This window comes from Wolbachia endosymbiont (group B) of Xanthorhoe designata (assembly GCF_964028585.1).
Taxonomy (GTDB): Bacteria; Pseudomonadota; Alphaproteobacteria; order Rickettsiales; family Anaplasmataceae; genus Wolbachia.
Genome location: NZ_OZ034794.1, coordinates 365,758 through 379,346, shown reverse-complemented (window position 1 = coordinate 379,346; position 13,589 = coordinate 365,758). Strand labels below are relative to the sequence as shown.

9 protein-coding genes and 2 pseudogenes are annotated in these 13,589 nt (G+C 33.0%); 8 read left to right on the top strand and 3 right to left on the bottom strand.

Translation table 11 applies throughout. From position 1 onward, the window contains the following. Positions 1–83: 83 nt before the first annotated feature. From ABWU64_RS01800 to guaA, 3 genes and pseudogenes are all read left to right on the top strand, one after another. The gene (locus tag ABWU64_RS01800; RefSeq protein WP_341815402.1) at positions 84–1,127 is read left to right on the top strand and encodes a hypothetical protein; all 1,044 of its coding nucleotides are present in this window, start codon (positions 84–86) and stop codon (positions 1,125–1,127) included. 554 nt (positions 1,128–1,681) lie between these two features. Beyond that, a pseudogene (locus ABWU64_RS01795) lies at positions 1,682–3,189 on the top strand (secretion system protein). Positions 3,190–3,416: 227 nt separating this feature from the next. Beyond that, positions 3,417–4,979 (top strand): glutamine-hydrolyzing GMP synthase, encoded by a 1,563-nt coding sequence (gene guaA / locus ABWU64_RS01790; RefSeq protein ID WP_353279732.1) that lies wholly within the window; start codon positions 3,417–3,419, stop codon positions 4,977–4,979. A gap of 229 nt (positions 4,980–5,208) precedes the next feature. Here guaA and ABWU64_RS01785 read toward each other — a convergent pair. Continuing rightward, positions 5,209–5,900, bottom strand: a pseudogene (locus tag ABWU64_RS01785) (TerC family protein). A gap of 281 nt (positions 5,901–6,181) precedes the next feature. On the opposite strand from ABWU64_RS01785, the gene ABWU64_RS01780 reads away from it, so the two are divergent. The 3 genes from ABWU64_RS01780 to lepA all read left to right on the top strand — a co-directional run bounded on the left by ABWU64_RS01780 (position 6,182) and on the right by lepA (position 10,533). After that, the gene (locus tag ABWU64_RS01780; protein ID WP_341815406.1) at positions 6,182–7,558 is read left to right on the top strand and encodes a malonyl-CoA decarboxylase; all 1,377 of its coding nucleotides are present in this window, start codon (positions 6,182–6,184) and stop codon (positions 7,556–7,558) included. 85 nt (positions 7,559–7,643) lie between these two features. Continuing rightward, positions 7,644–8,669, top strand: a complete 1,026-nt coding sequence (locus ABWU64_RS01775; protein ID WP_341815407.1) for a hypothetical protein — start codon at positions 7,644–7,646, stop codon at positions 8,667–8,669. Positions 8,670–8,736: 67 nt separating this feature from the next. Beyond that, positions 8,737–10,533 (top strand): translation elongation factor 4, encoded by a 1,797-nt coding sequence (gene lepA, locus ABWU64_RS01770; protein ID WP_353279730.1) that lies wholly within the window; start codon positions 8,737–8,739, stop codon positions 10,531–10,533. A gap of 240 nt (positions 10,534–10,773) precedes the next feature. On the opposite strand, the gene ABWU64_RS01765 is transcribed toward lepA, so the two are convergent. Then, on the bottom strand, positions 10,774–11,646 hold the full coding sequence (locus ABWU64_RS01765) for a hypothetical protein (RefSeq protein ID WP_015587775.1): 873 nt from the start codon (positions 11,644–11,646) through the stop codon (positions 10,774–10,776). 96 nt (positions 11,647–11,742) lie between these two features. Further along, a complete protein-coding gene (locus ABWU64_RS01760; RefSeq protein ID WP_135352813.1) occupies positions 11,743–12,114 on the bottom strand; it encodes a glutaredoxin in 372 nt (123 codons plus the stop codon). Between the two features lie 68 nt (positions 12,115–12,182). Here ABWU64_RS01760 and ribF point away from each other — a divergent pair, with 68 nt between their 5' ends. Continuing rightward, on the top strand, positions 12,183–13,115 hold the full coding sequence (ribF, locus tag ABWU64_RS01755; protein ID WP_353279728.1) for a riboflavin biosynthesis protein RibF: 933 nt from the start codon (positions 12,183–12,185) through the stop codon (positions 13,113–13,115). Beyond that, the gene (gene lspA / locus ABWU64_RS01750) at positions 13,112–13,588 is read left to right on the top strand and encodes a signal peptidase II (RefSeq protein ID WP_341815408.1); all 477 of its coding nucleotides are present in this window, start codon (positions 13,112–13,114) and stop codon (positions 13,586–13,588) included. The genes ribF and lspA overlap by 4 nt, the downstream gene beginning before the upstream one ends. The last annotated feature ends 1 nt before the right edge of the window (position 13,589 follow it).

Below are 13,589 nucleotides of genomic sequence, written 5' to 3'. Positions count from 1 at the left end.
TTTCTTGAACTGTGGTTTCTTTATATTCAGGTGGATACTTATACTTTTATGTAATTCCAGTTTTGACTGTAGAGGAGGTTCCTATGTCAAAAAATACCTATAGTGATCAAGTTAATAGTAGTTATTTATATACCAACAAACTTTTTTATGGTAAAGAAGGTATAGACGAGATGACTGAGGGTGAAACTACGACTGAGAAGCAATTCACAAATATAGTTCCGATAGTAAAAGAGGTTTTTGAACTAGTAGAAAAGAAGCTTACGAAATGTGAAGAGGAGGTTAAGCGAGCAAAAGCAGAGACTGAGTGGTATAAAAAAGTAGCTGAAGAATGTAAAAAAGAAAATGGTATAGATAAACCTGTTACTGATGAAGGAGGGAATGAAAATGGAGAAATTACATCTCGAAAAGTAACCTCAGATTGTTCCAAGTATGAAAATTGTGGGCCATATTCTCATTTTTATAAAGTTGATAATAAGATAGGTTGTCAAGGTTTTAGTGCATCTGATTTACTAAAGGAATTATATCCCGAGATGTACAGCAATCCTAAGATTGCAAAATATATAGAAGAGGGAGCAAATGGTAATTATGGTGCAGTAAATTTTAAATTTGCCTTTACAGAGGATCTTAATTCAATATCCTGGCTTGGTAATATAGAATGTGAAAAATGTGTGGATGATCAAAGAGAGTTAGCGTGTCAAGAAGAAGAGATTAAGAGTTTCTGTTACCCGAACGTTTACCGTAGTAATCCAGAATTCAACAAGAGCTTTTTTTCCAGAGGAGCATGTCCCAATCTCTTTAGAGAGTCCAGTGAAACAAGTGTTGTAAAAGCAAAACAAGTTGCACCATTGATACTTGTTAATACCTTAGGACAAATGATAGATAAAGAGGGTAATAACACTAAAGTATACTATGATGCATTGAAGCGTTATCTAAATGATGATGGTAAAATCAAGGATTGTGGAGATAATCAAAAGTGTAAGGATTATATTCCAATTATGGAGAAAGTTGCATGGAATAGTGATAAGGAAGTACTATTAAAAACTGCTGTTAATAATACGCAAGAAGCAAATCCTTACTATTATGGAAATGAGGATAATTCTACTTCCGTTGAATTTTGTTCTATATAAGGCTGAATTTGTCTAATTTTTTCTACACTAGACACAATTTAGTCGTATCTGAACAAATACATAATCTATATAAAGAGGACGTAGGTACCATCTGTCCTTTTACGGCATTTATGTCAATGATATGCGTAATCCATGATTTTAAACATAATGATCCTCCTAAGTAATACAAAAAAACTCAGAAAAATGTATATAGCTATGATAGAAGTTATCTATACATAAGTACAATATGCTTTAACTAGAGATTGTAAATTAATGAAGTTGAAAAGTCTGCAGACGAAGATAGATTTCGAGCTCTAGAATATCTTCACTATCAAAATAACAAAGCTGTCAAAATTTGTCAAGTAATTTTTATCGCAACTGTACAAAAATTGCACAGGACAAATTTAAAATGCTGTCTGTTCAGACGCATATGAAACCAGTGCTTCTTTTCATCCCACTTCCATGCGGCTAAACCCTTTTCATAATTTCCTATCTATCATTTCTTAAACCACTCCCCTGAACGGATACAATTAAATACATTTTTAACATTTTTATAGAAAACTATTAGTATAGATTTGTATGCTGCCCTCATGGCTATTTTAAAATGTTTAATACTCCTTTTCATTATTTCTTGTACACATCTACCTAACAAGCAACATTCTGTTAATATAGACAATTATAAGCACGATTATTCGTTGCAACAATATAATACTCCTTTGAAGAATAACGAACCAGCAATACCAGAAATGATACCTTTACCGGTAGAGTTTCCCGATCTTACAACCAGTAATCAGTTTCTTTCGATTAATGTTGATGAAAAAGTACCAGTAAAGGATTTACTGATTGAAATAGGAAAACTTTCTGACATTAACTTAGACATAGATCCCAAAATATCAGGTAATATTACTTTAAAGCTAAAAGATAAGAACATAAACGAAGTAATTCAGAATATAGCCAACAGCGCCAAATTGCGTTACTCAATGAATAATGGTGTAATTAGAATTGAACAAGATTTGCCATATGCACAAAATTATTACGTAGACTTCATCAATATTCAACACTCTGCGCAAAGGAGTTTTATCATTGGTAACAATATTACCGACAGTGATGGTGATAGAAACTATATGAAATCTCAATATAGTAGTGATTTATGGAATTCATTAGAAAAAGGCTTAAATGCAATAATGGATGTTAACGGAGTAGATGATGGTGAGTTTCTTTCATCCAACGGAGTAGATGATGGTGAGTTTCTTTCATCCAACAGAGAAGCTGGTGTCATTATTCTAAATACTAGAAAAGATATTCACAAAGCTGTTGAAGAATATATTAATAAAGTTAAGAAATTGGCGTCTTCTCAAGTAATGATCGAGGCCAAAATAGTTGAAGTTTTATTAGACGATAAATACCTTTCTGGTATCAACTTAAATGATTTGCATAATGAAACCAAATCTATAACAAATCAAGGTAACTCTATTATTGACCTAGCAATTAACTCTAATGTGAGTGATTTAGGAGATTTAGTAAAAAATTTAGGCAAATTTGGCACTTCAACCGTAATTTCAAGCCCTAGAGTACATGCTATAAATAATCAGCAAGCAATGATTTCATTTACTAAAAACCATATCTATTTTACTTCCGATATACAGAAAAATACCAAAAATTCTAATCATGCATTAATTACCAAGATGAATAGCACTCCAATAGGTGTGGTGTTAATAATCCACCCAAGCATTAACATTGATACTAATGAAATATTCATGGATATACACCCAACCTTATCAAGAATTAACGATTACACTAAGGACCCAAATATAGAATATGTCGCACAACAAAATAAAATGAAATTAAATAGTGACATTCCAATTATTGAAACCAGAGAAATGCACTCTACGTTAAAAATTAAGAGCGGCGAAGTTATGGTAATTGGTGGGCTTATAGAGCATAGAAAAGATAACCAAAACTTATTGCATCAAAAGTCAAAAAACTGGCTAAGACAGTAGAAACCGTCATCTTCCCGAAAGCAACAATCGTACCAACACTTGGTTTATTAGATATAAAAGATAGGAATTTATATATATATTAAACGTATCCGTTCAGGCAATGGCATCAACTTAAGGAAAGATGTTGGGGTTGCTATTATGATAAGAAGAGAGTATCGGAATGATAATTAAGACAGCTTAATCATAAATCTATTGCGGTAAATTTAAGTTACTTTAGTCATATATTAAAGTTTTTAAACAGGTCTTAGTTTACTTACTTTATTGTTTTCTTTATTATCAAATATTGCTTTAAATAATATGGAGGAGCACATTGTCAGCAATTGCCGTTATTGATTTTGGTTCACAGTTTACACAGCTTATTGCAAGACAAATCAGGGAAATGGGCGTTTACTGTGAAATATTTCCAAGCAACATCGATTTCGAAACAGTATCAAAATTCAATGGATTTATTTTTTCTGGAGGACCGCAATCTGTAAATGACAATTGCTCTGAAGTAAGTGAAGTAGCACATAAAATTATAAAACTTAACGAAACAATAAACACTCCTATACTTGGAATATGTTATGGACAGCAACTCATTTGTCATTATTTCGGGGCAAAGGTAAGAAAAGGATTCAATCAGGAATTTGGCAAAACCAAAATCAAGATACTAAAAGAATCTCCAATTATAAAGGATACTTGGGACGTTAATTCCGAAGTCGATGTGCTAATGAACCATGCAGACAGCGTCGAAACTATACCGCAAGGATTTACTGTTATTGCCTCAGGTGTAATAAATCAAACAATCGCAATAATTGCCAACGAACAGCGGAAGATTTACTGTACTCAGTTCCACCCTGAAGTTAAACCTACGACAAATGGTAGTAAACTTCTCTCTAATTTCTTAGATATTGCAAATTGTGAGAGAGATTGGACAATGAAGTCATTCATTGAAAAACAGAAGGAAAAAATTCAAAACTTAGCAGGGGAGAAAAAAGTAATTGCTGCAGTAAGTGGGGGGGTTGATTCAAGTGTTGCAGCAGTTCTTACACACAAAGCTATAGGAAAACAATTAAACTGTATTTTTATCGATACTGGGTTATTGCGTAAGAGCCAGACCACTGCTATGTTAAAAGAAATTCCAATAAATTACGTTGATAAATCAAACTTGTTTTTAAGTAGGTTAAAGGGAATAACTGATCCGGAAGAAAAGCGAAAAATTATCGGCAATACTTTTATCGAAGTGTTTGAAGAAGAGGCAAAAAAAATAGGTGATGTGGATTTTTTAATGCAAGGCACCATTTACTCTGATGTAGTTGAATCAGGGCACGCTTCAGGAAACACTAGTACAATTAAATCTCATCACAATGTTGGTGGGTTGCCAGAAAAAATGAATCTGACACTAGTAGAACCTTTACGCTATCTCTTTAAAGATGAAGTAAGGCTGCTTGGCAAAGAAATTGGGCTTTCAGATGAGATAATATTTCAACATCCATTTCCTGGACCTGGACTTGCAGTGAGGATCATAGGTGAGGTTGCTGAAGAAAAGGTACGAATATTGCAAGAAGTAGATGAAATATATATCAACACAATGAAAAATTATGATTTGTATGATAAAATATGGCAGGCTTTTGCTGTACTGTTACCAGTAAAAACTGTGGGAGTTATGGGAGATAATCGTACATACGGATATGTTTGCGCTTTAAGGGCTGTGACTTCATCTGATGGCATGACAGCTGATGCATTTCCATTTGAAAATAAAGATCAACATTCGTTAGTATTTTGGAGGTTTTTGCAAGACGTCAGTAGTATAATTGTTAACAAAGTTTCCGGAGTAAATCGAGTTGTGTATGATTTAACTTCCAAGCCACCAGCAACTATTGAGTGGGAGTAGCAATAATTTCATTCCAGTTTCAGCTACTCGAATCACACCAAAGAGGCTGCTTGCATAACTCAAATTTTAAGAAAAACTATTTAATGTCATTCCAGAGCGTGACGCTGGAATCCAGAAAAAAAGAATAATGGATCCCAGTGTCAGCTACTCGAATGACATCGAAATGTTCGTACAGATATTCGTCACACACCGGAATAAAAATTAGACTTTTGCCTTGTGCAAAATAATTTCAAGGCCGCATTGTCTTTATTTTGCTTATAGCTTCCACAAGCAATGCAAACATGAATGAAGAATACAAACATGCTTTTGGTAGCTCTATGTGAAGTCCTTCAAGTATTAGATATATACCGATGAGTAAAATAAATAGAATGGCAATTACTTTTAAGCTTGGGCTGGATTTTATTAACTGAGCGGTATAACTTGATGAAAATAGCATTGCTAATATGGAAAATGTAAATGCTATAGCAACGATTATCATATTATGAGTTAATGCTATAGCAGTTAATATTGAATCAACAGAAAAAACTAAATCTATTAATATAATTTGTAGCAGAACTAAAAAAAATTGTGATTTAACGTTTGCCTTTGTTTTGTTCTCCTTATGTACAAAAATTTCGCTCCATAACTCTATAGAACTTTTAACAATAAGGAATAACCCTCCTGCAATCATAAGCAAATCTTTTACTGAAATATCTAGTGATACAGAGTGAAATATAGGCTTTTGCATTGATAATATATGTGATGTAAAAATAGTATTACAAAACGCATCAATAGCGCCAAGCCAAAACCTATAAGGCGGGCTCTTTCTCTCAGCAGATTTGGCACCTTATCTATCGCTAGAGAAATAAAGATTAAATTGTCTATACCAAGTATAGTTTCAAGTAGCGTAAGTATCAATAAAGTCCAAGCATCAGCTAGCATTTTCATTCCAAAGTCAGATTTTGTACTTTACAATAGATGTGTAAAAATTAAGTAACTTCGACTAGGTAATTAAAAAATCAGCCTTACCCGGAAAAGAAAGAGGAAAAAGGGCATTTTTATAATAAAAGTACTTTTGTAAGAGAAATAATGAAATTAAAAATCTAACTCTCTTTACGAAAATTTTAAATAGATTGTAAAATAGTTGTACCATGAAAATATATGCCTTCTTTGTAGACTAAGATTTTTCTTTAAATTAAGATAGATACACGATAAAAGGAAATATGATAAAAGAGCCATTAGCAAAAACTGATATAGTAAAAGTTGAAGATAAGAAAGCAACAAAGGGCTTTTTTAAAATATTAGGTGAAGTAGCAGATGCTGTAAGGTCATGGGTTGGCAATATTGGCCCTGATTTAAGTAGTAGTCGCGATGTCGATAGTTTAGTCTTGAAGATGAACGAATGCTTAAACCCAAAGGGGGGTGAAGTCTCAGCACGTAAGAACACCGTATCTCTTGGTAATTTGTACTTGAGTTTATCAGAGGCAGGTCAAATAAAATTTTTACAAACCCTGGCAGAAAAGTTCAATCCGGATAAAACGAAAATAGATGAAGAAATAAAAGTATATAAGAAAAATCAAGATTCTGAGTCGAGTTATAAGTTTGAACAAGACTTAATAAAAGTCCTTGAATCACCACGCTCTAAAATATTGAAGCAGTTTATCTCCTTACCGGAGGGCCTTAAGTTTATTGTTGATATGCGTTCTGATGTACTCAAGCTGAAGAATCAATATAAAAGTCTAAGTCCACTAGAAAACGAATTAAAAAGTATACTTTGTACTTTGGTTGATGTTGATCTACTTGATCTTCATCAAATCACCTGGGATTCACCTGCATCATTGTTGGAAAAACTTATAAAATATGAAGCTGTACATAAAATTTCCTCTTGGGGTGACTTAAAAAACAGACTAGATTCTGATCATCTCTGTTTCGCTTTCTTTCATTACAAAATACCAAATGAACCTTTAATTTTTGTAGAGGTTGCACTGATGAATGAGATTGCAGATAGTATTCAACACGTTTTGGACGAGTCAGTTCCTTCAAGTGACCCAAGCAGTGCAAGTACTGCTATATTCTATTCAATATCAAACACTCAAACTGGTTTATCTGGAATTAGCCTCGGTAACTTTTTAATAAAGAGAGTCGTAGAAAAACTATCGCAAGAATTTAAAAGCGTAAAAGTGTATGCAACTCTTTCTCCAGTTCCTGGATTTACAAAATGGCTAAAAAATCAAGACGTAGCTTTATTAGGTAAGCTTAATATAAAACAATCAGGTGCAGAAATTTTAGAAAGCATAAAAACTAACGTTGAATGCGAAAAACAGTGCCTACTGAAACTTTGTGCACACTATTTGCTAAAGGTTAAAAGCAGTGGTGGAGGTGCTTATGATCCAGTAGCACACTTTCATTTAAGCAATGGTGCATCAATCAAACAAATCAACTGGATGGCTGATACTTCTGAAAAAGGCATTAGTCAGTCAGCCGGAATAATGGTGAATTATTTGTACGAATTGCCTAAAATAGATAACAATCATGAGAATTATATGATTAATAAAGCGGTTTCTCATTCAAAAAAAGTATCGTCTATGTTAAAAGAATAATAGGAAGTGTGCAAAAATGTAGAAAGTTTGAACATTTCCTAATCTTTATGTATATAACATTGAATAGCTTTATGAGGTAAAATATATGAATAGTAAGATATTAAAAGCAATAAAACAAAAAATACAAAATAGAGTATCGAGTAATGAACTGTACAGTCTCTTTATAGATCCTGAAGAAATAAATTCATTCAATGATTGTATTAGCAGTATTAAAGGTAATGAAATAGGCAAAGAGGAATCAGATGAATTGATAACCATTTATAGAGGACTTAATTCAATATTTGATAACATTGCTAGCGACTGGGATAACAATAAGAGTAGCCTAAATGATCAAAAAATTATTGTACATTATCAAAACTTAGAGTCTATCTTAAAGATAGTAAACATAATTAAGGGGTTGAAGACAGGAGTGGGCAGAGCATTCGTGATCCCTGGCCTTGATGAATCTGCGTTAATTTGTGATATCAAATCACTTCAGGAAAAAATGAAAGAAGTGCTGGAAAAGATGCAACAACAACAAAATGCAGCAAAGCAAAAAGAATTAGAAAAGAAAGCTAAAGCAGAGTTTGGCAAGTACATAAAAAATGGCACCATTGATGCGGTGTCAATTGAAAAGCGTAAGGATCAAAATTCTCTTTATGCAACAATCAAGCTAAAAGACGACAATAAAAACACAGATATTAGGGTAAGCGAATTTTTAAATAGTGAATTTTGTAAAGAAAACAATATTGCCGGTTTTCTTCTTTCAAGTGGAGATCAAAAAGAACCTATCAGTGGCTACATACATGAGGGGGTTAGATATTATAATTTAGGTACTGCAGCTCAATATGGAATAAAGTTTAACTGGTATGTAGGTGAAAGGGAATGTAGCATCACATTAAGTGCTAGCGATGGCAGTATTAAAATAGTAAGTAATAAACCAGATGATAAAGATTTAGAAAAAAATAAAGATGTAAAAATTAAAGTTCCTGTCCTTAGTTACCTAAGCCTTGCTGATGCAGTAAAAACGTGTAGACAGCAAGAAGATCCAAGTAGCACAGTGAAGCAAGCATCAGCTAATGAGCATTGCCGCCCATTGGCAAGGACTTCAGATAAATGTTTTCAGCAATAAAGAGATATAAATAATTGCTCTTGTAATACTTAAAATGTAAAATAGATCTACTTAAATAAGTAGATCTATGAAAAATATAAGAAATTTTGCAATAATAGCACATATAGATCATGGGAAGTCAACTCTTGCTGATCGTTTGATAGAAGAATGTAGCGGTCTTGAGACAAGGGAAATGACCAATCAGGTACTTGACTCAATGGATATAGAGCGTGAACGTGGAATCACAATCAAAGCGCAAACGGTAAGGCTCAATTATACTGCAAATGATGGTAATCAATATTGCCTCAATCTAATGGATACACCAGGTCATGTTGACTTTTCATATGAAGTTAGCAGAAGCTTGGCCGCATGTGAAGGTTCACTTTTGGTAGTAGATAGCAGTCAGGGAGTTGAAGCTCAGACTCTGGCAAATGTGTACAAGGCAATTGACAATAATCATGAGATAATAGTTGTACTCAATAAAGTTGACCTTCCTGCTGCAGATCCAGAAAGGATAAAGTTTCAGATTGAAGAGGTAATCGGAATTGATGCAACTGAGTCAATTTTGATATCGGCAAAAACTGGTCTTGGGATAAAGGATGTACTTGAAGCTATAGTGACAAAACTTCCCGCTCCTCAAGGTGATACAAATGCTCCACTGCAAGCAATTTTAGTTGATAGTTGGTATGATCCTTACCTAGGAGTAGTAATTTTAGTGCGAGTTAAAAATGGAGTACTAAAAAAAGGCATGAGAATCGTTATGATGTCTAATAATGCTACATATCAGGTCGATAATATCGGTATTTTCACTCCTAAAAAAGTTATGACTGGTGAACTTTCAGCAGGTGAAATTGGTTTTATAACTGCTTCAATGAAAGAAGTAGCAGACTGCAAAGTAGGAGACACTATTACTGAAGAGAAAAGGCCGTGCAGCAAGGCATTACCTGGCTTTAAAGAAGTACATCCTGTAGTATTTTGCAGTATTTTTCCCAATAACACAGATGATTTTAAATATTTAAGGGAAGCACTAGAAAAATTACATTTAAATGATGCTAGTTTTACATTTGATGCTGAAACGTCAAATGCGCTAGGTTATGGATTTCGTTGCGGTTTCTTAGGAATGCTACATCTTGAAGTCATTCAAGAAAGACTCGAAAGAGAATTTGATTTAGATCTAACAGCAACTGCACCGAGTGTTATATATAAAGTTGCAACACAAAATGGTAAAGTTTTAAATATCCATAACCCAAGCGATATGCCAGACCCTACAAAAATTGAAATAGTGGAAGAACCGTGGATCACTGCAACTATAATGGTACCTGATCAATATTTAGGAGAGATTCTATCTCTGTGTGAAGAGAGGAGAGGAGAACAGCAGGATTTATCTTATGTTGGTAATACGACAACAGCACTACTGAAGTATAAATTACCGCTGTCTGAGGTTGTTTTTGATTTTTACGACAGACTAAAATCAATTTCCAAGGGATATGCAAGTTTAGATTGGGAAATATCCAATTATCAAGAAAGTCAGATAGATAAATTAAGTTTTTTAGTTAATGGAGAACCTGTGGATGCATTAGCCTGCATTGTTCATAAAAGCAGGGCAGAAAAAAGAGGCCGTGAAATATGTGCACGTTTGAAAGACTTGATACCACGCCAACAATATAAAATCGCGATTCAAGCGGCAGTAGGCGGAAAAATTATTGCTAGAGAAACGATTAACCCGTATAGAAAAGATGTAACAGCCAAGCTCTATGGTGGAGACGTCACACGAAGGATGAAGCTTCTTGAAAAGCAGAAGAAAGGTAAGAAAAGATTGCATTCTGTGGGAAACATAAACATCCCACAAAATGCTTTTATTGAGGCTTTGAAAATAAATGATTAATATATATCCCAAAACATAAATTTAAAGAACTAAGTAATATTTTCTCAATAAATTTACTGACATTGATATGGATAAATTGTGAAATAGCTATGTGAATTTGTAAAACACTATACAAGATACCATACAACGAAATCATCCCAGTGTTAAACGCTGAGATGACAGAGAGCAGCTCAATTGCTCCACTCAATCAGTAAAAATCAGATATATGTAGACATTGGCTAAAATCATTCCAACAACATTTTAGTGAAACTTAACAAGCTTATCTATAGTTTTAGTGATGATTCTTGGAGTATTTGGAGAGACTTCTGAGCCCAGTCTATTTAACCGCTCTATAGCAAACCCGCTGTTCTCATTTATTATGAAATCACATAAAATATTTTCTATATCTTTAATAACACTTTCATGCTTTCTCAGAGGATGGTTATTCGGATATCTATGAATGGTTTTGATGCTAGAATACTCAACGAAAGCTTGATCTTTAAAAGCAAGTTGTCTCAATTTCTCTTTGAATTTTTCTTCTTCATCTCTTGCTAAAAGGCAAGACTTTATCAGTGATTTTATAATCGAGTTTATAGCCTGATGTATTTCAGAATGCACTATAACTTTGATGATATTTTCTTCCACTATGTAATCATAAGTGCTTTTTTCGCTCTTTAATGACTCTATAAGCATTTTGCTATTTTGCGAATTCAATTCCAGATTCTCTTCACTTATAGGAGTCATTATAAAGGTATTGTTATTTACCCTGATGTAAAATTGTGGCAACCCTTTAGAACAGGCAAATGCTACATCCTTAGACTCAAGTGCGTGATTGTATGAAGAAGAAAGGGTGCTTGCTATAACGCTACTTGGTACTTTCATTCCATGATTACTTAGGTGATTTAACACATTCTCAACATCATGATATGTAAAACCTGTATCTTTTATCAATTCAACAACTTCTATGCAATTGTGTTGTTTATACTCTATTGTCACTTCTTCTGTAAAAAGAGTTTTAGCTGCTATATGCTTATCAAGCACTGTGAAAATCTTGATGAAACTCTCTAAATCTTGTTTGTTAATTAATTCAATACTAATTAAGTTTTTACTAACAATTATAATATTTTTTATCATTTTTTCCCACTAAGAAAACTCACTAGATGAATTGTATTTTTAATTCATTAAAAATTGTTTAAAGTGGGTATGCCAGCAACAGTAAGACAAAAAAAATCACATAAAATCTTCATTATGTATTATATTACATCCCTCGTGTTCATCACTGCCGCTTGTGTAAGCTGTTGCATTAATGCTATCTTCATTGTTATTTAACATACTATCCAACTTTCCTTCTTTTTCAAGATCCATCAATTTGTCACATCCAGCAATATGATGTACATAATCACCATTTTCATCAGTAATAAAAATTTGTGGAACTGTACTGACGTTATATTTTGATTTTATACCGTCAAACAAATCCGAGTTTCTAAGTACATCAATTTCTTCGTATTTCACACCTTTTTCATCCAATAACTCTTTTGCTTTCTTGCAGAATGGGCAGTACTTCTTCACATATATTACAACTTTTCCTTTAGTGTTTTTCACGATTTATCTCCATAGTTTATAAAATACAACTATTATATATAAAAAATATATATAAAATATCAAATTGTATGAAAATTATTTACAACTGTGAGCAAGGGATAAAAGATAATGTGGCACTAACTTTCGGAAATTTCGATGGCGTTCATTTAGGACATAAGTTTGCAATTTCCAATCTAAAGAAGGTAGCACAAGAAAGAGGATTATCCTCTGCAGTTTTAACTTTTGAGCCTCACCCATCAACTGTTTTATTTAGTAGGAACAATTTTAGGTTAATAGACCAAGAACAAAAAAAGGAACTAATCAGCAGCTATGGTATAGATTACTTGTATATTATTAATTTTAGTAGAGGTTTTTCTGAGGTTAGCTGCGATGACTTTATTGGTAAGATTTTGGTAAAGAAGTATGGTGCTAAACATATAACCGTTGGAGAAAGTTGTACTTTTGGTCACAAACGATTGGGTAACATATTAACTCTAGAAAAATATTCTCAGATGTATGAATATTCTTTAACTAAATTAGAGCCATTGATAATCGATAGAAAAATTTGCTCTTCTTCCTCAATCAGGGAGTGTTTACAAAAAGGCGAAATAGAAATTGCTAATAAATTGCTTGGTAGGTCTTATCAAGTTTCTGGTATTGTAACAAAAGGTGCATGTAGAGGTAGAGAAATAGGGTTTCCAACCATAAACATTCCGATAGAAGATTACATGATAAAACCTAAGCTTGGTACATATTACGCCAAAGTTGCATTTTCTGAAAATAGTTCAAGTTGGCTATATGGAGTAGTCAACATTGGTATGAGACCTACATTTAAGGACTTAAAGAAACCTATAGTAGAAATGCATATATTTGACTTCAACGAAAATTTATACAATTTTAAGGTTGATATACAACTTTTAAAATTTATTAGGGCAGAAAAAAAATTCCATAGTATTAACGAGTTAACAAAACAGATAGATCGTGATATAATGAAGGCTTACCAGTTAAAGATAAATTTATGAAAAGGATATGTTTAGTTATTATATTGATTATAGTATCATTCGATCAAACAAGTAAATTGTATATAAACTCATTGATTGATGAGGGGGAGTCAATCGAGATTACTAGTTTTATGAAATTAGTTGAAGTTTGGAATTCAGGAATTAGCTTTGGAATGTGTAGTACTCTACCGCATGGCAGCTTCTTTTTTTCGGCATGTTCAATATTAATAATTGGTATACTTGCATACTTGATATATAAATCTAATGATAAGTCAATTTACCTTAGTTTTTCTCTGATGATTGGTGGAGCGATCGGAAATGTAATTGATAGAATCTATTGGGGAGCTGTATATGATTTCATATATTTTCATATCAATGATTGGTATTGGCCAGCCTTTAATTTAGCTGATCTATCTATAGTTAGTGGAATGTGTACATTGTTATATAAGTGGTATATATATGATAGGTCTATCTCTAAGCAAAATGAGGAATGAA